Origin of the sequence: Salipiger marinus, from assembly GCF_900100085.1 — a bacterium.
In the GTDB taxonomy this organism is placed as follows: domain Bacteria; phylum Pseudomonadota; class Alphaproteobacteria; order Rhodobacterales; family Rhodobacteraceae; genus Salipiger; species Salipiger marinus.
The window spans coordinates 51,938-75,100 of the sequence record NZ_FNEJ01000028.1 but is presented as its reverse complement, the minus strand read 5'-3'; the positions used below and the strand labels follow the sequence as shown (position 1 = coordinate 75,100).

At 66.4% G+C, this 23,163-nt stretch carries 22 protein-coding genes; 13 read left to right on the top strand and 9 right to left on the bottom strand.

Translation table 11 applies throughout. The features are described from left to right. From obgE to BLR51_RS23175, 3 genes are all read left to right on the top strand, one after another. The coding region (gene obgE, locus BLR51_RS23185; protein ID WP_089851457.1) for a GTPase ObgE at positions 1-1,024 on the top strand (1,024 nt) is incomplete at its 5' end. After that, a complete protein-coding gene (gene proB / locus BLR51_RS23180; RefSeq protein WP_089847848.1) occupies positions 1,012-2,118 on the top strand; it encodes a glutamate 5-kinase in 1,107 nt (368 codons plus the stop codon). The genes obgE and proB, both read left to right, overlap by 13 nt. 57 nt (positions 2,119-2,175) lie before the next feature. After that, the gene (locus BLR51_RS23175) at positions 2,176-3,441 is read left to right on the top strand and encodes a glutamate-5-semialdehyde dehydrogenase (protein ID WP_089848164.1); all 1,266 of its coding nucleotides are present in this window, start codon (positions 2,176-2,178) and stop codon (positions 3,439-3,441) included. 6 nt (positions 3,442-3,447) lie between these two features. Here BLR51_RS23175 and BLR51_RS23170 read toward each other — a convergent pair whose 3' ends face one another. Further along, the gene (locus tag BLR51_RS23170) at positions 3,448-4,053 is read right to left on the bottom strand and encodes a histidine phosphotransferase family protein (protein WP_089847846.1); all 606 of its coding nucleotides are present in this window, start codon (positions 4,051-4,053) and stop codon (positions 3,448-3,450) included. A gap of 33 nt (positions 4,054-4,086) precedes the next feature. Here BLR51_RS23170 and BLR51_RS23165 point away from each other — a divergent pair, with 33 nt between their 5' ends. The 3 genes from BLR51_RS23165 to olsA all read left to right on the top strand — a co-directional run bounded on the left by BLR51_RS23165 (position 4,087) and on the right by olsA (position 5,987). Beyond that, the gene (locus tag BLR51_RS23165) at positions 4,087-4,269 is read left to right on the top strand and encodes a DUF3553 domain-containing protein (protein WP_089847844.1); all 183 of its coding nucleotides are present in this window, start codon (positions 4,087-4,089) and stop codon (positions 4,267-4,269) included. Between the two features lie 123 nt (positions 4,270-4,392). After that, positions 4,393-5,151, top strand: coding sequence for an L-ornithine N(alpha)-acyltransferase (gene olsB, locus BLR51_RS23160; protein WP_089847842.1), 759 nt, complete (start codon positions 4,393-4,395; stop codon positions 5,149-5,151). After that, a complete protein-coding gene (gene olsA, locus BLR51_RS23155) occupies positions 5,148-5,987 on the top strand; it encodes a lyso-ornithine lipid O-acyltransferase (RefSeq protein ID WP_089847840.1) in 840 nt (279 codons plus the stop codon). Before olsB ends, olsA begins: the two co-directional genes overlap by 4 nt. Before the next feature lie 36 nt (positions 5,988-6,023). On the opposite strand, the gene BLR51_RS23150 is transcribed toward olsA, so the two are convergent. Beyond that, entirely contained in the window at positions 6,024-6,644 is a 621-nt protein-coding gene (locus tag BLR51_RS23150; RefSeq protein WP_089851454.1) for a thiamine phosphate synthase, read from the bottom strand. 205 nt (positions 6,645-6,849) lie between these two features. Here BLR51_RS23150 and BLR51_RS23145 point away from each other — a divergent pair, with 205 nt between their 5' ends. Genes BLR51_RS23145 through BLR51_RS23135 form a run of 3 tightly spaced genes read left to right on the top strand, consistent with a single transcriptional unit; the run spans position 6,850 to position 10,262 of the window. Next, a complete protein-coding gene (locus BLR51_RS23145) occupies positions 6,850-7,593 on the top strand; it encodes an RNA methyltransferase (RefSeq protein WP_089851451.1) in 744 nt (247 codons plus the stop codon). A 54-nt stretch (positions 7,594-7,647) separates the two neighbouring features. Continuing rightward, the gene (gene ctaA, locus BLR51_RS23140) at positions 7,648-8,793 is read left to right on the top strand and encodes a heme A synthase (protein WP_089851449.1); all 1,146 of its coding nucleotides are present in this window, start codon (positions 7,648-7,650) and stop codon (positions 8,791-8,793) included. Continuing rightward, positions 8,790-10,262, top strand: coding sequence for a carboxypeptidase M32 (locus BLR51_RS23135; protein ID WP_089851447.1), 1,473 nt, complete (start codon positions 8,790-8,792; stop codon positions 10,260-10,262). Before ctaA ends, BLR51_RS23135 begins: the two co-directional genes overlap by 4 nt. A gap of 174 nt (positions 10,263-10,436) precedes the next feature. On the opposite strand, the gene BLR51_RS23130 is transcribed toward BLR51_RS23135, so the two are convergent. The 3 genes from BLR51_RS23130 to BLR51_RS23120 form a co-directional block, all read right to left on the bottom strand. Further along, positions 10,437-11,303: a LysR family transcriptional regulator gene (locus tag BLR51_RS23130; protein ID WP_089851445.1), complete on the bottom strand. Its 867-nt coding sequence runs from the start codon at positions 11,301-11,303 to the stop codon at positions 10,437-10,439. Positions 11,304-11,624: 321 nt separating this feature from the next. Then, the gene (gene purL, locus BLR51_RS23125; protein WP_089851443.1) at positions 11,625-13,784 is read right to left on the bottom strand and encodes a phosphoribosylformylglycinamidine synthase subunit PurL; all 2,160 of its coding nucleotides are present in this window, start codon (positions 13,782-13,784) and stop codon (positions 11,625-11,627) included. Between the two features lie 299 nt (positions 13,785-14,083). Continuing rightward, positions 14,084-14,989 carry a LysR family transcriptional regulator gene (locus tag BLR51_RS23120; protein ID WP_089851441.1) on the bottom strand — a complete coding sequence of 302 codons (906 nt, stop codon included), beginning with the start codon at positions 14,987-14,989 and terminating at the stop codon, positions 14,084-14,086. Positions 14,990-15,154: 165 nt separating this feature from the next. On the opposite strand from BLR51_RS23120, the gene BLR51_RS23115 reads away from it, so the two are divergent. From BLR51_RS23115 to ccmE, 3 genes are all read left to right on the top strand, one after another. Beyond that, positions 15,155-18,574 (top strand): indolepyruvate ferredoxin oxidoreductase family protein, encoded by a 3,420-nt coding sequence (locus BLR51_RS23115; protein WP_089851439.1) that lies wholly within the window; start codon positions 15,155-15,157, stop codon positions 18,572-18,574. A gap of 110 nt (positions 18,575-18,684) precedes the next feature. Next, on the top strand, positions 18,685-19,497 hold the full coding sequence (locus tag BLR51_RS23110) for a glutamate racemase (RefSeq protein WP_089851438.1): 813 nt from the start codon (positions 18,685-18,687) through the stop codon (positions 19,495-19,497). 191 nt (positions 19,498-19,688) lie between these two features. Continuing rightward, positions 19,689-20,147 carry a cytochrome c maturation protein CcmE gene (gene ccmE, locus BLR51_RS23105; RefSeq protein WP_089851437.1) on the top strand — a complete coding sequence of 153 codons (459 nt, stop codon included), beginning with the start codon at positions 19,689-19,691 and terminating at the stop codon, positions 20,145-20,147. A gap of 4 nt (positions 20,148-20,151) precedes the next feature. Here the strand turns inward: ccmE and BLR51_RS23100 are convergent, their stop codons facing one another. The 4 genes from BLR51_RS23100 to xth all read right to left on the bottom strand — a co-directional run bounded on the left by BLR51_RS23100 (position 20,152) and on the right by xth (position 22,282). After that, positions 20,152-20,610 (bottom strand): GNAT family N-acetyltransferase, encoded by a 459-nt coding sequence (locus BLR51_RS23100; protein ID WP_165616912.1) that lies wholly within the window; start codon positions 20,608-20,610, stop codon positions 20,152-20,154. A 38-nt stretch (positions 20,611-20,648) separates the two neighbouring features. Then, the gene (gene grxD, locus BLR51_RS23095) at positions 20,649-21,011 is read right to left on the bottom strand and encodes a Grx4 family monothiol glutaredoxin (protein WP_089851467.1); all 363 of its coding nucleotides are present in this window, start codon (positions 21,009-21,011) and stop codon (positions 20,649-20,651) included. A 142-nt stretch (positions 21,012-21,153) separates the two neighbouring features. Continuing rightward, positions 21,154-21,396, bottom strand: coding sequence for a BolA/IbaG family iron-sulfur metabolism protein (locus tag BLR51_RS23090; protein ID WP_089851433.1), 243 nt, complete (start codon positions 21,394-21,396; stop codon positions 21,154-21,156). 76 nt (positions 21,397-21,472) lie between these two features. After that, positions 21,473-22,282 carry an exodeoxyribonuclease III gene (gene xth / locus BLR51_RS23085; protein WP_089851431.1) on the bottom strand — a complete coding sequence of 270 codons (810 nt, stop codon included), beginning with the start codon at positions 22,280-22,282 and terminating at the stop codon, positions 21,473-21,475. 311 nt (positions 22,283-22,593) lie between these two features. On the opposite strand from xth, the gene BLR51_RS23080 reads away from it, so the two are divergent. After that, complete coding sequence (locus BLR51_RS23080; RefSeq protein WP_089851429.1) at positions 22,594-23,121, top strand: DUF6749 family protein; 528 nt, start codon at positions 22,594-22,596, stop codon at positions 23,119-23,121. Positions 23,122-23,163: the final 42 nt, after the last annotated feature.

Here is a 23,163-nt window from a genome sequence, read left to right as displayed (position 1 = left end):
TCTTGATCTGTGCAAGGTCTACATCCGCTCCGGGGCGGGCGGTAACGGCTCCATCTCCTTCCGCCGCGAGAAGTTCATCGAATTCGGCGGCCCCGATGGCGGCGATGGCGGGCGCGGCGGCGATGTCTGGGCCGAAGCGGTGGACGGGCTGAACACGCTCATCGATTTCCGTTACCAGCAGCATTTCTTCGCCAATAACGGCCAGGGCGGCGGCGGACGCCAGCGCACCGGGGCCGATGGCGACGACATCGTGCTGCGCGTGCCGGTCGGCACCGAGATTCTGGACGAAGACGAGGAAACCGTGGTCGCCGACATGACCGAACTGGGCCAGCGCGTGCTGCTGGCGCGGGGCGGCAATGGCGGCTGGGGCAACCTGCATTTCAAGACCTCCAGCAATCAGGCGCCGCGCCGGGCCAATCCGGGCCAGCCCGCCATCGAACGCACGCTGTGGCTGCGGCTGAAGCTGATCGCCGATGTGGGCCTGCTGGGCCTGCCCAATGCGGGCAAATCGACCTTTCTTGCCGCCACCTCCAACGCGCGGCCCAAGATCGCGGATTATCCCTTTACCACGCTGCACCCGAATCTGGGCGTGGTCGGGGTCGATGGCCGCGAATTCGTCGTGGCCGACATTCCCGGCCTCATCGAGGGCGCGCATGAGGGCCGGGGGCTGGGCGACCTGTTTCTGGGCCATGTGGAACGCTGCGCGGTGCTGCTGCATCTGGTGGACGGCACCTCCGGCTCGCTGCTGGAAGACTGGCAGACCATCATCAACGAGATCGAAGCCTATGGCGGCGGGCTGGCCGACAAGCCGCGCGTCACCGTGCTCAACAAGATCGACACGATGGATGACGAGGAACGCGCCTTCCTGCAGGACGAGCTGGAGGCCAAGGTCGGCGGCCCGGTGCTGCTGATGTCGGGCGCCAGCGGCGAAAACACCACCGAGGTGCTGCGCGCCCTGCGCGCCCATATCGACGAAAACCGCCTGCGCGACGCGCCCGAGGATGACGAGACATGGCGACCCTGAGCGCGGCCCGCCGCCTTGTGGTAAAAATCGGCTCGGCGCTGCTGGTGGACAAGACCACCGGCGCGCTGCGCCGCGACTGGCTGGCGTCGATTGCCGCCGATGTGGCGCGGATCAAGGCGCGCGGCACCGATGTGGTGCTGGTGTCGTCGGGCTCTATCGCGCTGGGGCGCGGCGTGCTGCGCCTGCCGCCGGTGACCCTGCCGCTGGAGCAGAGTCAGGCCGCCGCCGCCGTGGGCCAGATCCGGCTGGCCCGCGCGTGGGAAGAGGTGCTGGCGCCGCATGGCATCACCACCGCGCAGGTGCTGGTCACGCTGGAGGATTCCGCCGACCGCCGCCGCTATCTCAATTCCCGGGCCACGATGGAAACCCTGCTGGGCTTCGGCGTGGTGCCGATCGTCAACGAGAATGACACCGTGGCCACGGATGAAATCCGCTATGGCGACAATGACCGGCTGGCGGCTCAGGTCGCGGTGACGGTGGGGGCGGACCAGCTGATCCTGCTGTCGGATGTGGACGGGTTCTACACCGCCAACCCCGCGCAGGATCCGACCGCCCGCCGCTTCGACGTGATCGACAGCATCACGCCAGAGATCGAGGCGATGGCGGGCGATGCCGGGTCGGGCCTGTCCAAGGGCGGGATGAAGACCAAGCTGATGGCCGCCAAGACCGCAACGCTGGCAGGCTGCGCCATGGCCATCACCGAAGGTTCGGCGCTGTTTCCGCTGACCGCGCTGGAAGACGGCGCCAATGCCACATGGTTCACCCCGCAGCTCGATCCGCAGGCGGCGCGCAAGCGCTGGATCGCCGCGATGAAACCCTGCGGCACGCTGACCGTGGATGCGGGGGCGGCGGCGGCGCTGGCGCAGGGCCGGTCGCTGCTGCCGGTGGGCGTGACGCGCAGCGACGGCGCCTTTGGCCGGGGCGATCCGGTGGTGATCCGCGACGCGCAAGGCCGCACGCTGGGTCAGGGGCTGAGCCGCTACACCGCAGAAGAAGCGCAGGCGATCCTTGGCCACCACTCTTCGGAGATCGAGGCGGTGCTGGGCTATCCCGGTCGCGCCGTGCTGATCCATCGCGACGACATGGCCCTGTAATCCGCGCGCCCAAGGGGGTATAGGGGGGATCCCGAAACCCTGACCATGGGCAAAGCGATGAAAGACCTGACAGACATTCCCGCCATCATGACCGATCTGGGCACCCGCGCCCGCGCGGCTGCGGCTGTTCTGGCCTTTGCCCCGCCAGAGGCGAAGGCTGCGGCGCTGGAGGCGGCGGCAGAGGCCGTCTGGACCCGCCGCGCCGAAATCCTTGAGGCCAATGCCAAGGATCTGGAGTTTGGCCGCGACAAGGGTCTGAGCGAGGCGATGATGGACCGCCTGCTGCTGACCGAGGACCGGCTGCGTGGCGTGGCCGAGGGCCTGCGCGCCATCGCCGCCCAGCCCGATCCGGTGGGCGAGGTGCTGGCGGAATGGGACCGGCCCAACGGGCTGCATATCCGCCGCGTGCGCACGCCGCTGGGGGTGGTGGGGGTGATCTACGAATCGCGCCCCAACGTCACCGCCGATGCGGGCGCGCTGTGCCTGAAATCCGGCAATGCGGTGATTCTGCGCGGCGGATCGGAAAGCCATCACAGCTCCACCGCGCTGCATGCCTGTCTGGTCGACGGGCTGCGCGCCGCCGGTCTGCCCGAAGATGCGATCCAGCTGGTGCCGACGCGCGACCGCGCGGCGGTGTCCGAACTGCTGAGCATGACCGACTATGTCGATGTGATCGTGCCGCGCGGCGGCAAGGGGCTGGTGGGGCTGGTGCAGCGCGAGGCGCGGGTGCCGGTCTTTGCCCATCTCGAAGGCATCGTGCATGTCTATATCGACAAGGAGGCCGATCCGGTCACCGCGCTCAAGGTGGTGAAAAACGCCAAGACCCGGCGCACCGGCATCTGCGGCGCCGCCGAATGCCTGCTGATCCATGCCGAGGTGGTGGACACCATCGGGCAGGGCGTGATTCGCGCGTTGCTCGAATCCGGGGTGGAGGTGCGGGCCGATGCGGCGCTGCAGGCCATCCCGGGCACCGTGCCCGCCACGTCCGAGGACTGGGGCCGCGAATATCTGGACAGCATCATCGCGGCGCGGGTGGTGGCGGACGAGGACGAGGCCATCGCCCATATCCGCCGCTACGGCTCGCAGCATACCGACTGCATCCTGTCGCAGGACGAGGCGGCGATCGACCGCTTTGTCGAGCGGGTGGACAGCGCCATCGTGATGATCAACTCCTCCACCCAGTTCGCCGATGGCGGCGAATTCGGCATGGGGGCGGAAATCGGCATCGCCACCGGCAAGATGCATGCGCGCGGCCCGGTGGGCGCCGAGCAGCTGACCAGCTTCAAATATGTGGTGCGCTCTGACGGGGCGACCCGCGCCTGACCGGGCTCAGCGGATCAGCAGGGTCACCGCGCCCGGCTGGTCCGCCACCTCCAGCTGCCGTCCCGCCACGGCGGCAAGCATGGACAGGCAGGCGAACTGCACCCGCGCGGGCGTGATGACCTGCGCCAGCGCGGTGGTCGACAGCTGCGCCCAGACATCCGGCTCAAGCTGCAGGCGCGGACCTGCGGCGCTCAGCCGCCATGTCGTGCCGTCGGTGCTGATGGTGATGGTGCCGCCCTGCGGCAGCGCGCTTTCACAGCAGAGCCAGCCCAGAAGCACCAGCTGCACGGTCGGGCGCGGCGTATCGTCGGCGGGCTGCCAGTCCGGCATGATCCGCCCGCCCCGGCAGTATTCCGCCAGAAGCTTGGTGATCTCGCGCCGCCCGATCATCTGTTCCCCCTTGGCGCTGCCGAAAGCGATGCGGAAAAAGGCGATCCGCGCCGCCGCAGAGGCGCAGCTGTCCTCGATCAGGGTCATTTCTTCGGACCCGCCGCCCGCGCCGGACAGCGCCACCAGTTCCAGCCCGTTGCGGATGGCACCAATCGGGCTGACCAGATCATGGCACAGGCGCGACCCTACCAGAGTGGCCAGCTTGGCACTATCATCGAACATCTCCGCTTTCCTCTTACAGATCGGGACGCCGCTATGGACGAACTCAACGCATTTCTTGAACCCGGCATGCTGGTCCAGCATCCGGACCAGCCGGAGTGGGGGGTGGGGCAGGTGCAATCCAATATCTCAGGCCGTATCACCGTCAACTTCCGCGAACAGGGCAAGGTGGTGCTGGATGGCCGCCGTGTCGCGCTGGTGCCGATTTTTGAAGCCTAGCCTGCGGCGCAATGCTTTACGAATGATTAATCCCGGCCCCGCACCCGACATCTGCCGGACCGAAAGCGGTTTTCCTTTGCGCCGTGCCGGATTAGAACCGCGTCGAGCGTGAAGGGGAGCGCGATGGCTCTGGACGACCGGGAACTGACTGTGCGGCTGGCCCGCGACGCGGAAGACATCGCCGCGGCGCAGCGCCTGCGCTACGAGGTCTTTGTCGAGGAACTGGGCGGCGGCGGCACGCTGGTCGATCACGAAAACCGGCTGGAATGCGACCGCTTCGATCCGTTCTTCGATCACCTGATCCTGACCGATGGCCGCCGCGACAATGCCGTGGTGGGGGTCTACCGGCTGCTGCGCGACGATCAGGCCGCCGAGGCCGGGCAGTTCTATTCCGAGGATGAATATGATCTGGCGCCGCTGCGCGCCACCGGGCGGCGCCTGCTGGAACTGGGGCGGTCCTGCCTGCATCCCGATTACCGCGGCGGCTCCGGCGTGATGCGGCTGTGGCAGGGGCTGGCGGGCTATGTCGCCGAGCACAAGATCGAGATCCTGTTTGGCACGGCGTCGTTTCACGGCACCGATGTGCAGGCGCTGGCGCATCCGCTGTCGCTGCTGCGCGCCCGGCATCTGGCGCCCGAGGATCTGCGTGTGCGCTCGCGCGCCTATCAGCCGATGGATCTGCTGCCCGAGGCCGAGATCGACCGCCGCCGCGCCATGCTGGAGACGCCCGCGCTGATCAAGGGCTATCTGCGGCTGGGGGGCGTGGTGGGGGATGGCGCCTTTGTCGACCATGCCTTCAACACCACCGATGTCTGTCTGCTGATGGACACCGCGCGGCTGAATGCACAGGTCGCGGGGCTGTATACACGGGGCCGGGGATGAGCAGTCCGACATGGTTCGGACCGGATCCCGCGCCGGATCCCGTTCCTCTGCGCGCGGCGGGCTGGATCCGGGCGGGGCTGCGCGGCACGCTGCTGCTGCTGGTGCTGCTGGCGGGGCTTCTGGTGAAGCTGCCGCTGCGCGGGCTGGAATGGCTGATCTGGCGGCGCCGCAGGCCCTTTTCGCCAAGGGTGTCGCAGGCGATCTGCCGCATGGGGCTGAGGGCGCTGGGGATCAGGCTGCAGATGCGCGGACGACCGCTGCGCGGGCCGGGGGCGATGGTGGCCAATCACGGCTCGTGGCTGGACATCCTTGCGCTGAACGCGAGATGCAGCGTGTGTTTTGTCGCCAAATCCGAGGTGCGCGACTGGCCCGGCATCGGCGCGCTGGCGCGGCTGGCGGGCACGCTGTTCATCGCGCGCGACCGGCGGGCGGCCCCGGATCAGGCGCGGATCTTTGGCGAAAGGCTGGCGCTGGGGCACCGGCTGCTGTTCTTCCCCGAAGGCACCTCCAGCGACGGGCTGCGGGTGCTGCCGTTCAAGACCTCGCTTTTTGCCGCCTTTCTGGCCGAAGGCGTGCCCGCCGACATGCGCCTGCAGGCGGTCACCGTAACTTGGCACGCGCCGCGCGGCGCCGATCCGCGTTTTTATGCGTGGTGGGGCGACATGGCGCTGGGGCCGCATCTGCTGCAGGTGCTGTCGGCGCGGCGTCAGGGCCGGGTGGAGGTCACCTATCACCGCCCGGTGCTGGCCAGCGCCTTTTCCGACCGCAAGGCACTGGCCGCCTTTCTGGAGGCGCAGGTGCGCGACGGCCATGCGCCGCTGCGCGGCCGCAGGTAGGGGATCAGCGCCGCGACATGGCAGCGCGGATCGCGGTCAGCGCAGGGGGGCGGTCAGCAGGGCGAGGGCGGCCACCGGATCCTCGGCGGACCAGATCTCTTCGCCGATGCCGAAGAAATCGGTGACCGGGGCCAGCTGGGTGACAAGCTCGGGCGTCAGCCCGCCTTCGGCCACCACCGGCAGTTCGATCACCTGCGACCACCATTCGAACACGTCGAATTCCACCTTGCTGCCATCGCCCAGTGCGACGGAGCCGACGGGGCCAAGCGCCACGTAATCCGCGCCCGCCTCGCCCGCGACCATGCCGTCATGGCGCGAGGTGCCGCAGAAGGCGCCGACGATGGCATCCGGGCCCAGTTCCTTGCGCGCGACCCGCACCGAGCGCGAGCCGTCGGTCAGGTGCACGCCGTCAAGCCCGAGCCGCTGCGCCAGCACCACATGGGTGTCGATCACCAGCGCCACGTCAAAGCGATGCGCCACCTCGCGCACCGCATCGGCGGCACGCAGCAGGCGGTCTTCGTCGCGGGTGGCCAGCGACAGGCGCAGGCAGGCGAAGTCGGTGCTGTCCAGCACCCGCGCCAGCTGCTCGGGATAGCTGCCAAGATCGAAATCGGGCGGGGTGATGAGATAGAGCTGAGGCTGGTCTGTGTCGGCCATGGCGCGGCTCCTGATCAAGATGTCCGGCCCCTATATCCCGGGGCATGGGGACAAGCCAAGGGGGGCCACAGCATTTCCTGCCCGGCGGTGCGCCGGCGGCGAGGCAGGAGCCTCCGGCGGGGATATTTGGAGCCAATGGAAGCCCTGATCCTTGCTCCTGCCCGCAGGCGGGACTATCCGGGGCGCGACAATCAAGGGAGACGGCATGGCAGGCGATGTCAGGCAACCGGCCTTTGTGCTGGTGCGGCCCCAGATGGGCGAGAATATCGGCGCTGCGGCGCGGGCGATGTGGAATTTCGGGCTGGATCACATGCGGCTGGTCAGCCCGCGCGACGGCTGGCCCAATCCGCAGGCGGTGGCCATGGCCTCTGGCGCGGGGCGGCTGCTGGACGAGGCCTGGCTGGTGGAGAGCGCCGCCGAGGCGGTGGCTGACTGCGATCTGGTGCTGGCCACCACGGCGCGGGTGCGCGGGCTGACCAAGCCGGTCTATTCGCCCGAACGCGCCATGACCGAGGCGCAGGCGCGCATCGCGGCGGGGGGCCGGGTGGCGGTGCTGTTCGGGCCCGAGCGTGCGGGGCTGGAAAATACCGACGTGGCGCTGGCCAATGCGCTGATCTCGGTGCCGGTGAATCCGGAGTTTCCTTCGCTCAATCTGGCGCAATGCGTGCTGCTTTGTGCCTATGAATGGCGCCGGGCCAGCGCCGAGGTGGACGGGCTGCGGATGGAGATGGCCGGGGCCGACTGGGCCAGCGCCATCGAGGTCGAGAAGCTGGCCGAGCATTACGAGGGACGTCTGGAGGAGGCGGGGTTCTTTTTCCCCGAGCACAAGGCGGCCAGCATGAAGCTGACGCTGCGCAACCTGTGGAGCCGGATGCCGCTGACCAGCGAGGACGTGAAGACGCTGCACGGGGTGCTGCGGCAGATGGTCCGCTGGAAGGAACGCGGTTGAAGGGGGCGGGGGCGCGGCCTATCGTCCTGACCGCGAATAGGTAAGGAGACGGGCATGGCCCAGAAGCGCAAGCTTTTCGAAGAGGTTGGCGAGGGCGCCGCGCGGGCGGAGCCGTCGGGCGGCATGATCGACCGGGGCCGGGGCGGCGCGCGCGGCGCGATCCGGCTGTGGCTGATGCTGATCTTTGCGCTGGTCATGGCCATGATCGTGGTGGGCGGGCTGACTCGGCTGACCGATAGCGGCCTGTCCATCACCGAATGGAAGCCGCTGCATGGGGCCATCCCGCCGCTGAGCGTGGCGGAATGGGAGGAGGAGTTCGCGCTTTACCGCCAGATCCCGCAATACGAGCTGCTGAACAAGGGCATGACCCTGCAGGAGTTCAAGAGCATCTACTGGTGGGAATGGGGCCATCGCCAGCTGGGCCGGGTGATCGGACTGGTCTGGGCCCTGGGCTTTGTCGGCTTTCTGGTGGCGCGGCAGATCCCCACAGGCTGGACCAAGCGGCTGCTGCTGCTGGGGGTTCTGGGCGGGGTGCAGGGCGCCGTGGGCTGGTGGATGGTGGCCTCCGGCCTGACGGGCGACATGATCGCCGTGGCCTCTTACCGGCTGGCGACGCATCTGGGGCTGGCCTTTGTCATCCTTGGCTTTGTCGCGTGGTACGTGTTCCTGCTGGGACGCGAGGAGCGGGCCTTGATGCAGGCGCGGCGGCTGCGCGAGCCGAAGCTCTTTTCCATGTCCACCGGCCTTTTGCATTTCGCTTTCCTGCAGATCCTGCTGGGCGCGCTGGTGGCGGGGATCGATGCCGGGCGCAGCTATACCGACTGGCCGCTGATGGCGGGCGGGCTCTTTCCGCCCGAACCCTTTGCGCTGCAGCCGGTCTGGCGCAATTTCTTCGAGGATCCGGGTCTGGTGCAGTTCCTGCACCGCATGGCGGGCTATCTGCTGTTCGTCTTCGGCATCGTGGTCTGGCTGCGCGGGCGCCGGTCGCCCAATGCTGACACCCGCTTCCGGTTCAACGCCGTGATGGCGGTGATGGTGCTGCAGGTGGTGCTGGGCATTGCCACAGTGCTGTACGTGGCGCCGTGGCATATCGCCATCACCCATCAGCTGGGCGCCGTGGTGCTGTGGGTGCTGATCCTGCGCGCGCGCTTTGGCGCCCAATATCCTGTTCCGCAATCCATCCGGGGATCCCGCACATGACCGCCTTTGATGACCTGATGCGCTTTGAGCGTGACACCGGCGCGCTGGCGCAGATCGCGGGCCGACTGGGCTGGGATCAGGAAACCATGATGCCGGGCGGCGCCGGGGAGCAGCGGTCCGAGGAGATGGCGGCGCTGGAGGGGGTGCTGCATGCGCGGCGCACCGATCCGCGCGTCGGCGACTGGCTGGCCGCCGTCGACCCCGCCACGCTGGACGAGGAGGGGCGCGCGCAGATCCGCCACATCCGCCGCAGTTTCGAGCGGGCCTCGCGGGTGCCGGGCGCGCTTGCCGCCGATCTGGCGCGGCTGACCAGCCGGGCGCATCGCATCTGGGCCGAGGCGCGGGCGGATGACAATTTTGCCGCCTTCGCCCCGGTGCTGGCCGAGGTGGTGGCGCTGAAGCGCGCCGAGGGGCAGGCGCTGGCGCAGGGCGGCACCGCCTATGACGCGCTGCTCGACGATTACGAGCCGGGCACCACGGCGGCGGATCTGGCCCAGATGTTCGGCGCGCTGCGTCCGCGTCTGGTGGCGCTGCGGCAGGCGATCCTTGACCGGCCCGCGCCGCGCCCGCTGGAGGGCACCTTCGACGAGGCGGCGCAGCTGCGGCTGTCGCAGCTGCTGGCCGAAACCTTCGGCTATGACATGACGCGCGGGCGCATCGACAAGGCGGTGCATCCGTTCAGCTCCGGTTCGGGCGATGACGTGCGCATCACCACGCGCACCAGCCCGCTTGATCCGTTCAACTGCGCCTATTCCACCATCCACGAGGTGGGCCATGCCGCCTATGAACAGGCGATCCGGCCCGGCTACCGCTTCACGCCGCTGGGACAGGGCGTGTCCATGGGCGTGCATGAAAGCCAGAGCCGGATCTATGAAAACCAGCTTGGCCGCAGCCGCGCCTTCTGTGGCTGGCTGCATGGCCGCATGACCGAAGGCTTCGGCGATCTGGGGCTGGATGCGGAGGCGTTTTATGCCGCCGTCAACCGGGTGCAGAACAACTACATCCGCACCGAATCCGACGAGGTTCAGTATAACCTGCATGTGCTGCTGCGCTTCGATCTGGAACAGGCGCTGATTGCGGGCGATCTGGATGTCGTCGATCTGGAAGAGGCATGGAACGCCCGCTTTGCCGCCGATTTCGGCTTTGCCGTCGACCGGCCCTCGAACGGGGTGCTGCAGGACGTGCACTGGTCGGCGGGGCTCTTCGGCTATTTCCCGACCTACACGCTGGGCAATGTCTATGCAGGCTGCCTGCTGCAGGCGCTGCGGCAGGCGGTGCCGGATCTGGAGACGCAGCTGGTGCAGGGCGATCTGCGTGCCGCCACCGGCTGGCTGCGCGAAGCGGTGCAGCAGCATGGCGGGCTTTATACCCCGCGCGAGGTCATCACCCGCGCCTGCGGGGCGGCCCCGACCGAAGCGCCGCTGCTGGACTATCTGGAAGAAAAGTTCGGGCGGCTTTACGGTCTCTGACCGTCTGCGCTCCGTGCGACAAGGCGGCCTCTGCGGGGGCCCTCTTTTGCCACATAGACGGGCAGGGTTTCAGGCGCCAAGCGCCTGCCGCTGCCTCGGCCCCGCGACAGCTGCGAGGCCAATCAAGGAAATCATCAGGAAAATAACCTAACCACCGCGCGGCTGCAGGCCCTGTCAGGCGTGCACGCGCCCGATCTTTGGCATGACATCCATGCCAAATTCCTCGAAACAGTGAATCACCCAGTCCACGGCGCGGCGCATGCCCGGATCGCTGCGGCGGCTTTCATGGTAGAACAGCCAGCATTCCACCACAAAGGGATTGGCCTCGGGCTGCACGGGGACCAGATCGGGATCGCGCCGGGCCAGCAGATCGGGCAGCGGGCCGGGCAGGCGGGTCACCTGCATCAGACCGTGCAGGGCGACAAAATTGTCGACCTTCAGCTTGGGTTCGCAGTCAAACCACGTACGGGCCTGCGCCATGAACGGGCTGGAATTGGGGGTATCGTTGAGCCCTGCCCAATCGCCGGACGTGTCGCCATCACAGAACCGATAAAGCCGGAAGCTCATCTGCCCGGCGCGGCGCGCGACGATCCGGCCCTGTTCGGGGCGCCCGAACTGCACCACCAGATCGTTTTCGCCCAGACCTTCGCGGCCCAGCCGGTCGCTGATGGTCAGCTTGATGCCGCGCAGCATGTTGGCGTGATGGGTGAGGCCCGGAAACAGGATCAGCGCAATCACCACCGGCACGCAGCCGAGGTTCAGCGAAACCTGCTCCGCCTCCATCTCGTCGCTCTGGCGGTTGAGGGTGGATTGCAGCTGTCCGTCGAAATTCTGCGCCACATGGATCAGATCGCGTACCGCATCAGAGGGGCGCCAGCCCTCTGAGGTCTTGATGAAAGCCGGCCGACCCAGTGCCTCGGACAGCCGATCGATGCGGCGTGAAACCGTGGCGGTATTCGTGCCAAGCAGCTTTGCTGCGGCCGTCATGGTCCCCGTCTTTGATAGCGCGACGAGGAAACGCAGATCGTCCCAGTTATTCATATCTTCCGTTTCGTGAAATAGGAAAAAGTCACAAACCCCGCAGCCTCAGGAACATGGTTACCCGTTAAAGTTGTAGAACGGAAACAGCCGTACTCAATGGCTGAGCACGTCAGGAACGCAAAAATTCCGCCTCTCCGTGTCAGGCCGAACCAGAGCGTCCCGTAAAGCTGTTCGTGTCAGAAGGATATGACACTTCACGACGAAAATCCGCAGTCTCACATGACAGGTCTATGACCGATCCGTGAAACTGCGGGTCAATTGCCTCAGATTCAAGCGAAGGGCAATGTCCGGAATAGTGTCATCGCCCGCATTAGGCGAATCTTAGCCGAATATTTCACAAAAGCGGCCGCGATACAGCGCGGACAATTCGGCAAGGCTTGCCTCGGTCTGGCCCATGCGGATCGTGTCGCCGCTGAATTTGCCGACGCTGGACAGCGTCACCCCAGCCTGCGAGGCAGCGGACATCAGCGCTTCGGCGGCGTCGAAGTTGCAGGCGATCAGATAACGGCCCTGATCCTCGCCAAAGAGTTCGGCGGTATCGCCACTGTCCAGCTGCACGCCCACGCCCGAAGCCTCGGCCATCTCGAACGCGGCCAGCGCCAGCCCGCCATCGCTGAGATCGGTGCAGCACTTGATCCAGTCGCGGTTGGCGCGGATGAAGCTGCCATTGCGCTTTTCCTCGGCCAGATCGACCGCAGGCGCGTCGCCTTCTTCGCGGTTGAACACCTCTGCCAGCAGTGCGGACTGGCCCAGATGGCTGCCGCTGCGTCCCAGCAGCAGCGCCACATGGCCGTCGCGGGCAAAGCCAAGGATCGGCTCTTCGCCTGCGGCAATCAGGCCCACGGCGCCGATGGTGGGGGTGGGCAGGATGCCCACCCCGTCGGTTTCGTTGTAAAGCGACACGTTGCCCGACACGATGGGCATATCAAGCGCAAGGCAGGCCTCGCCGATGCCCTGCAGCGCACCCACAAGCTGGCCCATGATCTCGGGCTTTTCGGGATTGCCGAAGTTCAGGTTGTCGGTGGTGGCCAAGGGCAGGGCGCCCACGGCGCTGAGGTTGCGATAGGCCTCGGCCACTGCCTGCTTGCCACCTTCGACCGGGTTGGCCTTGACGTAGCGCGGCGTCACGTCCGAGGTGAAGGCCAGCTTCTTGTCGGTGCCATGCACCCGGATCACGCCCGCGCCAAAGCCGGGGATGCGCACGGTATCGGCCATGACCTGACTGTCATACTGCTGCCAAACCCATTCGCGGGAGCAGTAGTTGGGCGAAGCGACCAGCGCGCGCAGCCCGTCCACGGCATCAATGCCCGGCACATCGTCCAGCGGCGCGGCGGGGGGCGTCGGCTGCCACGGGCGGTCATATTCCGGGGCATTGCCCGACAGCGCCTTCAGCGGCAGATCTGCCTTGCACTCGCCATTGAGCATGATGAGGAAGCGGTCTTCGGGGATCGTCTCGCCGATGATGGCGAAATCCAGATCCCATTTGTCGAACACCGCCTTGGCCTCGGCCTCCTTGGCGGGGTCGAGCACCATCAGCATGCGTTCCTGCGATTCCGACAGCATCATCTCGTAGGCGGTCATGTGACGTTCGCGGACGGGCACCTTTTCCAGATCCAGCCGCACGCCCAGATTGCCCTTGTCGCCCATCTCCACGGCGGAACAGGTCAGGCCCGCAGCCCCCATGTCCTGAATGGAGATCACGGCGCCGGTCATCATCAGCTCCAGACAGGCTTCCATCAGGCGCTTTTCGGTGAAGGGATCGCCCACCTGCACGGTGGGGCGCTTTTCCTCGATGCTTTCGTCGAATTCGGCGCTGGCCATGGTGGCGCCGCCCACGCCGTCCCGCCCGGTCTTGGCGCCCAGATAGACCACCGGACGCCCGACACCCGACGCGGCGGAGTAGAAAATCTTGTCGGCATCGGCGAGCCCCGCCGCAAAGGCGTTGACCAGACAGTTGCCGTTATAGGCGGAATGGAACCGCACCTCGCCGCCCACGGTGGGCACGCCAAAGGCATTGCCATAGCCGCCCACGCCTTCGACGACGCCATGAACCAGTCGCCGGGTCTTGGGGTGGTCCTTGTCACCGAAGCTCAGCGCGTTCATCGCGGCGATGGGGCGCGCGCCCATGGTGAACACGTCGCGCAGGATGCCGCCCACCCCGGTGGCCGCGCCCTGATAGGGCTCGATATACGAGGGGTGGTTGTGGCTTTCCATCTTGAAGACCACGGCCTGCCCGTCACCGATATCGACCACACCGGCATTTTCGCCGGGGCCGCAGATCACCTGCGGGCCGCTGGTCGGCAGGTTGCGCAGATGGATTTTCGACGACTTGTAAGAGCAGTGTTCGTTCCACATCGCCGAAAAGATGCCAAGCTCGGTAAAGGTCGGCTCTCGGTTCAGGATCTGCAGGATACGCGCGTATTCGTCGGGCTTGATGCCATGTGCGGCGATAAGCTCTTCGGTGATGGCCGGTTCCTGCATGCTGAATCCCCTTTGTCGGCGTTGCGGCCCGCTTTACGGCAATGCAGCCGCGGGGGGAAGTCCCGACCGCCCGCCACGGCGCAGCACCCGCGCGACGGCCAAAAAAAAGGCCGAGCACAAGGCTCGGCCGAAGTCCAACAGGGAGGTATGAAGATGATGCGCCAGAGGGCGCTTCAGCCTTCATCTGCCTAATATGTCGTCGGTTGTGAGTCGATCAACCCGCAACTCACTGACAGTTTGGCATTGCCGCTATGCAGTTAATGCATGGCCCGCTTTGTTTGCAGGCAAACGGAAAACTGTCAGCCCGCGCCCATGGCCTTCAACTGGCGGCGATGGGCAAAGATCTCTTCCTGCACGAAGTCGCGGAAGGCACTGACCCGCTTGGAATGGCGCAGCTCCTCCGGATAGGCGAGGAAGACCGGCACCTCGTTGGATTCCACCTCTGGCAGGACGCGGACCACGTTCGGGAAATCCTCGATGATGTAATCGGGCAGCACCCCGATGCCGAGATTGGAAATCACCGCCTGCAGCACGCCGAAATAGTTGTTCACCGTCAGCGAGGTCTGGATGTCATAGGCCAGCAGATCCTGGATCATCGTCTTGCCCGCCGTCACCTGCGCAGAGCTGGTGTTCTGGCAGATCAGCCGGTGGTGCGACAGATCCTCCAGCGACTCCGGCACGCCGCGCGCCTCCAGATAGGCGGGGGAGGCATACATGCGCATCCGGATCGACATCAGCCGCTTGCGGATCAGATCGGCCTGACTGGGCTCTTTCATGCGGATCGCCACATCGGCCTCGCGCATGGGCAGATCCAGCACCCGCTCCTCCAGCATCAGGTCGATGCGCAGATCGGGGTATTTTTCGTAGAGCTTGGTCAGACGCGGCGCCAGCCACAGCACGCCGAAGCCATGGGTGGTGGTGACCTTCAGTTCGCCGAACACCTCCTCCTCGCTGTCGCGGATGCGAGCGGTGGCGGAATCGATGCGTTTGGCCATCGCTGCGGTGGCGTCAAACAGCAGTTCCCCCTGTTCGGTGAGAATCAGCCCGCGCGCATGCCGGTGGAAAAGCGTCGTGTTCAACGACTCCTCCAGCGCGCGAATCTGACGTGACACCGCCGATTGCGACAGGTGCAGCGCGTCGCCCGCGTGCGTCAGGCTGCCGGCATCGGCAACCGCGTGAAATATTCTTAGCTTGTCCCAGTCCATTCCGACAACTTTTCCGCTTTTGGCACCCCATACAGAAGAGATGGGCACAAGGAAACGCTCTGCGACCCTACCACGGAAATGTCACCAGAAATTTCCTATGATGGTCAGCATTTTTGACCTATTATGGCGGAATACTGCACGAGCAATGAGCGAAGGGAGGCGCGCATGGCCAAAGAGCAGATCAGTCTGCAGGACCGTTTCGATCTGGAAAGATCGCCGGTGCTGCTCAACGGCACGCAGGCGCTGGTGCGTCTGATGCTGATGCAGAAGGCGCGCGACCGCGCCGCCGGGCTCAACACCGCAGGCTATGTCACCGGCTATCGCGGCTCGCCGCTTGGCGCGGTGGACCTGCAGATGGCCCGCGCGGGCAAGCTGCTGGCGCAGGGCGACATCACCTTTCAGGAAGGGCTGAACGAGGATCTGGCCGCCACCGCGCTCTGGGGCAGCCAACAGGCGGAGCTGCGCGGCGAGGGGCGCTTCGATGGCGTCTTCGGCCTGTGGTATGGCAAAGGGCCGGGGGTGGACCGGTCGGGCGACGTGATGCGCCATGCCAACATGGCCGGAACCTCGCGCCATGGCGGCGTGCTGATGGCCATGGGTGACGATCATACCGGCGAAAGCTCCACCGTGCTGCACCAGTCGGAATGGGCGCTGGTGGATGCCTATATGCCGGTGGTGTCACCCGCAGGCGTGCAGGAGGTGCTGGATTACGGCATCTATGGCTGGGCGCTGTCGCGCTTTGCCGGGGTCTGGGTCGGGCTCAAGACGATGAAGGACACGGTGGAGGCGACGGCGGTTGTGGATGGCCGCCCCGACCGCATGTCGCTGGTCCTGCCGGAGTTCGACATGCCCGACGGCGGGCTGAACATCCGGCTGGTGGACACGCCCCACGCGCAGGAAGCGCGGATGATCGACCACAAGCGGTTCGCCGCCGAGGCATTTTCCCATGCCAACCGCATGGACCGGCGGGTCTGGGGCAAGCCCGGCGCGCGCATCGGTCTGGTGGCGGCGGGCAAGAACTGGCTCGATCTGGTCCATGCCCTGTCCCTGCTGGGCATCACCGAGGCCGAGGCCGACCGGCTGGGCCTCACCACCTACAAGGTGGGCCAGACATGGCCCATGGACATGAAGGGCTTTCACGACTGGGCCGAAGGGCTGGATCTGATTGTGATCGTCGAGGAAAAGCGCAAGCTGATCGAGCTTCAGGTCAAGGAGGCGATCTTTGACGACCGGCGCGGGCGGCGGGTCTATGGCTGGTACAAAGGCGGCGCGGGCGGCATGCACCGCGAGGAACTGTTTCCGACGCGGGGCGCGCTGGATCCGGTCTGGATCGCGGGCAAGCTGGGAGAGATCCTCATCGAGGAAGGCCGGGGCACGAACCGGGTGAGGGCAGGCCTGCAAGCGCTTGAAGAGGCGCGAATATCGGACAATGCGCAGGATCTGGCGGCGCGGCTGCCCTATTTCTGCTCGGGCTGTCCGCACAACACCTCCACCCGGCTGCCCGAAGGCGCGCGCGCCTATGCCGGGATCGGCTGTCACTACATGGTGCAGTGGATGGACCGCGACACGGTCGGGTTCACCCATATGGGCGGCGAAGGGGCGAACTGGATCGGCGAGGCGCCGTTTTCGACGCGCAGCCATGTGTTCCAGAACCTTGGCGACGGCACCTACAACCATTCCGGGGTGCAGGCGATCCGCGCGGCGCTCGCGGCGGGCACCACCATCACCTACAAGATCCTGTTCAACGACGCCGTGGCCATGACCGGCGGCCATAAGAACGAAGGCGGGCTGACCGCAGGCCGCATCGCGCAGGAACTGCGCGCGATGGGGGTGCAGCATCTGGCGGTGGTGCATGACGAGAAAGAGGCGCCGGATCTCAAGGACTTCCCGCAGGGTATTGAGGTTCACGAACGGTCCGATCTTGACGCCGTGCAGCGGCGTTTTGCGCAGATCGCGGGCGTGTCGGTCATTCTGTATGTCCAGACATGTGCCGCCGAAAAGCGCCGCCGCCGCAAGCGCGGCCAGTTTCCCGACCCCGATACCCGCGTCTTCATCAACACCGATGTCTGCGAGGGCTGCGGCGATTGCGGGGTGCAGTCCAACTGCGTCTCGCTGGTGCCGGTGGAGACGGAACTGGGCCGCAAGCGCGCCATCGACCAGTCAAGCTGCAACAAGGATTATTCCTGTCTGCGCGGCTTCTGCCCCAGCTTCGTGACGCTGAACGGCGCGCGGCGGCGCAAGGGTGGTGGCCGGACGCTGGATCTGCCCGATCTGCCCGATCCGGTGCTGCCGGAGATCCACGGCACGCATAACGTGGTCATCACCGGCGTCGGCGGCACTGGCGTGGTGACGCTTGGCGCGGTGCTGGCGCAGGCGGCGCAGATCGCGGGGCTGGGGGCGGGCATGATGGAAATGGCCGGGCTCGCGCAGAAAGGCGGCGCGGTGCATATCCACCTGCGGCTGGCCAAGCGCCCCGAGGACATCTCTGCCGTTCGCGTGGCCTTGGGCGAGGCGCATGCGCTGATCGGCGGCGATCTGGTGGTCAGCGCCGGGGCCAAGACGCTGGGCCTGACCCGCCGCGGCGTCACCGGGGCCGTGGTGAACAGCCATGAGATCATCACCGGCGATTTCACCCGCAACACCGAATTTTCCATTCCGTCCGACCAGTTGCGCCTGTCTCTTGAAGCGCGGCTCAAGGACCGGCTGGCGCTGTTCGATGCGACGGATCTGGCGCAGGCCAGCATGGGGGATTCGATCTATTCCAACATGATGATCCTTGGCGCGGCATGGCAGCGCGGGCTGCTGCCCTTGCCGATGGACGCCATCGCCGAGGCGCTGCGGCTGAACGGAGCCGCGGTCGATCAGAACCTGCGCGCCTTTGCCATCGGTCGCTGGGCCGTGGTGGCGCCCGCAGAGGCGGCAGCCCTTAGCGCGCCCAAGGTGGTGACGCTGCCGCGCACGCTGGAGGAGCGGATCAGCTTTCGCGCCGATCATCTGGTGGCCTATCAGGGCGCCGCACTGGCGCGGCGCTATCGCACCCGGCTGGAGGGGATCACGGATGCCCGCCTGCGGGAAGCGGTGGCGCTGGGATATCACAAGCTGCTGGCGCCCAAGGACGAATACGAGGTGGCGCGGCTGCATCTCGACACAAGGCGCAAGGCCGAGGCCATGTTCGAGCCCGGCTTCGACATGGCCTTCCATCTGGCGCCGCCGCTGCTGGCGCGGCAGGGATCGGATGGGCGTCCGGTCAAGCGACGCTTTGGCGGCTGGATGCTGCGCGGCTTTGCCCTGCTGGCGCAGCTGCGGGTTCTGCGCGGCACGCCGTTCGATCCCTTCGGCTACAGCGCCGACCGGCGGCTGGAGCGCGCGCTCAGGACGCAATACGAGGCCGATCTTGACGAGGTGCTGCCCCGGCTGACGCCCGCCACCCGCGATGCCATCGTGGCGCTGGCGGAACTGCCGCTGCAGATCCGGGGCTTTGGCCCGGTGAAGGAGGCCAATGCGGAAAAGGCGGCGCTGCGGCGCGCGGAGCTGCTGGCGGTGATCCGGGCCGGCGGGGCGCCGCTGTCGCAGGCGGCGGAATGACACCGCGCCCGCAACCGGCGATGGAAATTGGATCCGAAGCGCCGTAAGACCGGGCTTCGGATCCCCGCACGCGAGTCGGCGGGGGCGGAAAATTGCGGGCGGAGGGGCAGATGGCGGTTGGCGTGTTCGATTCCGGGCTGGGCGGTCTTACGGTGCTGGAGGCGGTGACCAAGCGCCTGCCCGAGATGCCGTTTGTCTATTTTGCCGACAGCAAACATGCGCCTTATGGCGTGCGGGATGCCGATGACATCTACAACCTGACCTGTGCCGCCACCGAACGGCTGTGGGATGCGGGCTGCGATCTGGTGATCCTTGCCTGCAACACCGCCTCGGCGGCGGCGCTGCGGCGGATGCAGGAAAGCTGGATCCCGCGTGACAAGCGGGTGCTGGGCGTGTTCGTGCCGCTGATCGAGGCGCTGACCGAACGGCAATGGGGCGACAATTCCCCGCCGCGCGAAGTGGCGGTGCAGCATGTGGCGCTGTTTGCCACACCGGCCACGGTGCGCAGCCGCGCCTTCCAGCGCGAACTCGCGTTCCGCGCCATCGGCGTGGATGTGGAGGCGCAGGCCTGCGGCGGGCTGGTCGATGCCATCGAGGAGGGCGACATGATCCTTGCCGAGGCGCTGGTGCGCAGCCATGTCGACGCGCTGAAGCGCAAGATGCCGCAGCCACAGGCGGCGATTCTGGGCTGTACCCACTATCCGCTGCTGCTGGACGTGTTTCAGGACGCGCTTGGGCCAGAGGTCACGGTCTATTCGCAGGCCAATCTGGTGGCCGCCTCGCTGGAGGATTACCTGCGCCGCCATCCCGGCATGTCCGGCACCGGCCAGCAGAGCCGGTTTCTGACCACCGGAGATCCGCGCCGCGTCTCCGGCCATGCCACGCAGATCCTGCGCCGCTCCATCAGCTTCGAAGCGGCCTGAGCCGGGATCCCCGGCGCCTCTGGCGCCGGCGGGGGGCGCTGCCCCCCGACCCCCGGGATATTTGAAGCCGAAGGAAGGGGCGGGCCTAGTCTGAGGGGGTTGCGGCGCACTGACGCGATCTGGCCGGTCCCGCTTTCAACATCTGCAGAATCTGCCATATAATGCAGGACTGACATTCGGGGAGGCATGGCATGGCGCTTAGATCGCTGAAGAAACAGCGCAGGATTCAGGTGGTGGCTCTGGCGGCGGTGGCGCTGGTCGTGTCCACGGCGCTGATCGGCTATGCCATGCGCGACGGCATCAATTTCTTCCGCTCGCCGTCTCAGGTGATGGAGGCGCCGCCCGCGCCCACCGAGACCTTCCGCATCGGCGGTCTGGTCGAGGAGGGCTCGCTGGTGCGCGGACAGGGTCAGGAGATCTGGTTCAGAGTTACCGATGGCGGCGCGTCGGTTCCGGTGGTCTTTGGCGGGGTGCTGCCCGATCTCTTTGGCGAGAACGAGGGGATGGTCGGCACCGGGCGGTATGTGGAGGGGGTGTTTCAGGCCTCTGAGATCCTTGCCAAACATGACGAGACCTACATGCCCAAGGAAGTCATCGACGCGCTGAAGGAACAGGGCGTATATCGCGAGGACGGCACGCCGGAAAGCTGAGGCCTCAGGGCGCGCGCTGGTAAAAGCAGAGCCGCCCTTCGGAGATGGCAGGCAGCGGCGCATAGGGGCCGCAGGCGGTGAAGCCCAGCCGTTCATAAAGCCTGCGCGCGGCGGTCAGCGTGGTGAAGGTGTCGAGCCGCAGCAGTGGCGCGCCCGTCGCGCGGGCATGTTCCGCCAGCCGGTCGACCATCGCGGCGGCGATGCCATGGCCGCGGGCTTCGGGGCGGGTATAGAGACGTTTCAGCTCCAGACTGCCATCGGGCAGGGTCTGCGCCATGCCGCAGCCCGCGGGCCAGCCATCAAGCCGCGCCAGCAGCACAAGGGCATGCCCCTGCGGCAGCGCGTCGCGCAGGGCAGTCCAGACAGGCAGGGGATAAAGGGCTGCGACCACGGGCGGCGCCGCAGGGTCATGCGCCAGAAGCTCGGCGCGGTAGGCCTCGCACAGGGTGCGGACGGCGGCCAAATCCGCAGGACTGGCCGCCGCGTCAAGCCTCAGCCCGGTCAGGCGTTGGCTTCGCGGATCTTTTCCGCCGCGTCCTTGTCATAGGACACGCCATTCTGTTCGAAAAGCTGGTCCAGTTCGCCCGACAGGGTCATCTCGGTGATGATGTCGCAGCCGCCGACAAACTCGCCCTTGACGTAAAGCTGCGGGATGGTGGGCCAGTCGGAATAGTCCTTGATGCCCTGACGCAGCGCGTCATCGGCAAGCACGTTCACATCCAGATAGTCGATGCCCATGTAATTCAGCACCCCGGCCACGCGGCTGGAGAAGCCGCATTGCGGCATGGTCTTGGTGCCCTTCATGAACAGCACCACGGCATTGGCCTTGACCGTCTCGGCGATGCGGTCCTTGGCGTCGGTGATCTTTGCGTCGGTCATTTCTTTCTCCTCTCAGCGCGCGGGGACTGGGCGCGCCGGATCCGCCAGCAGCGGGATCCATGTCTTGCGAAGCCTGCCGGATCATCGCACCACGCCGCCGTGGCTGCAAGCTCCGGCAAAGCGGCGGTTACTCCGGCGCCTTGGTGGTCAGCGCCAGCGCGTGCAGGTCGCCATGGCTGCCCGCCATCTTGTCCTTCAGCGCGGCATAGACGGCGCGCTGCTGCTGGACGCGGTTCTGGCCGCGGAAGCTTTCGTCGATCACCTCGGCCGCGTAATGATTTCCGTCTCCGGCCAGATCCGTGATGGTGACCTTTGCCTGGGGAAAGGCGGCGCGGATCAGCTTTTCGATCTCCGCAGCTTCGATGGCCATGTGGCGAACTCCGCATTCTGTCGTGATGGTCCAGATGTAAGGCCCCGGTCCGGCGGACGCAAGCGGGGGCCGGGGATCAGAGCGCGAGCTCTGCCCAGACCGGCACGTGATCGGAGGGCTTGTCGCGGCCCCGGATGTCGCGGTCGATGCCCACATCGGTCATCAGGTCGGCGCAGGCCGGGGTCATCAGCAGATGGTCGATGCGGATGCCGTTGTTGCGGTCCCACGCGCCCGCCTGATAATCCCAGAAGCTGTAATGCCCCGGCCCCCGCACGCGGGCGCGGAACGCCTCGGTGAAGCCGAGATTGAGGATGCGGCGAAAGGCGTCGCGGCTTTGCGGCAGGAACAGCGCGTCCTTTTCCCAAGCGGCGGGGCGGGCGGCATCCTCGGCCTGCGGGATGATGTTGTAATCGCCCGCCATCAGCGCGGGCATCTCTGCGGCCATCAGCGCCTGCGCGCGGGCGTGCAGCCGGTCCATCCAGTCAAGCTTGTAGCCGTATTTGCCGGAGCGGAGCGGCGCGCCTTCGGCATCAAACTCCACCGGGTTGCCATTGGGCAGATAGAGCCCGCAGATCCGCAGCGCGTGATGATCGCCCACCACCGTCGCCTCGATCCAGCGGGCCTGTTCGTCGGTCTCGTCGCCGGGCAGGCCGCGGGTCACATCCTCCAGCGGCAGCTTCGACAGGATGGCGACGCCGTTGAATCCCTTCTGGCCGTGGGTTTCGACATTGTAGCCGCGATCCTCCAGCAGCTCGCGCGGGAAGGCCTCGTCGACCGACTTGATCTCCTGCAGCAGCGCCACATCGGGCTGCGCCTCGTCCAGCCAGTCGGTCAGGGCGGTGATCCGCGCCTTGATGCCGTTGATGTTGAATGTCGCAATCTTCATGCCAAACCCCCGCGCCGGTCTGCAGACGCTATCGCCCGGACGAGGCGCCAAGGCAAGAGCGGCCAGCCAAAGCGCCTGTGATTCGCATGATTTTGCGGCAAGTTCAAGACCTTCACAAAGATACCCACAGAAATTTTGGCTCTGTGGAGAAACCTAAAGTGGCAATTTTATGACAATTCTATTTTGACCAATTGATGTGGACAAAGCTTTCATTAATCAACCGTTAATAGAAATGTTGTTGGCAAAAACCCGCTTTGAGAGAAAGGCTGGACTGGCCAATCCGGCTTTTACTCAACCAAATGGGGTTCCCGATGACCGCTCAACTCAAGCACGCTTTTTCTGAAGATTTCATTGCTGCGTCCGAAGTCGATCTGTTTGGGGGCGAGGGCTGCGCGCTGTTTACCTCTGGCGCGGCACCGGCCCTGCACGGCGATCTGCTGCAGGGGGACGCGGTGGAAATGTTCACCTCCGGGGCCGCACCGATGCGCAGCGATCTGATCTCGGGCGATGTTGTGGGCCTGTTCACCTCTGGCGCGGCGCCGGTCCGGAGCGCGCTTTCCGCAGGCGATGTGGTGGGGATGTTCACCTCGGGTGCAGCGCCGATGTGCAGCGAAATGACCGGAGGCGATGCGGTGGAGATGTTCACTTCTGGCGCGGCCCCGATGCGCAGCGCGATGACCGGCGGCGATGCGGTGGAGATGTTTACCTCGGGCGCGGCACCGGTGCGCAGCGCGATGACCAAGGGCGACGCGGTGGGGATGTTCACCTCGGGTGCCGCGCCTCAGCGCGGGCAGATCGCCTCGGGGGCGGCCACCGGGCTTTTCACCTCCGGCGCCTGACCGCCTGACCGCGCGGGGGCCGCAGCGCCAGCGGCCTCCGCG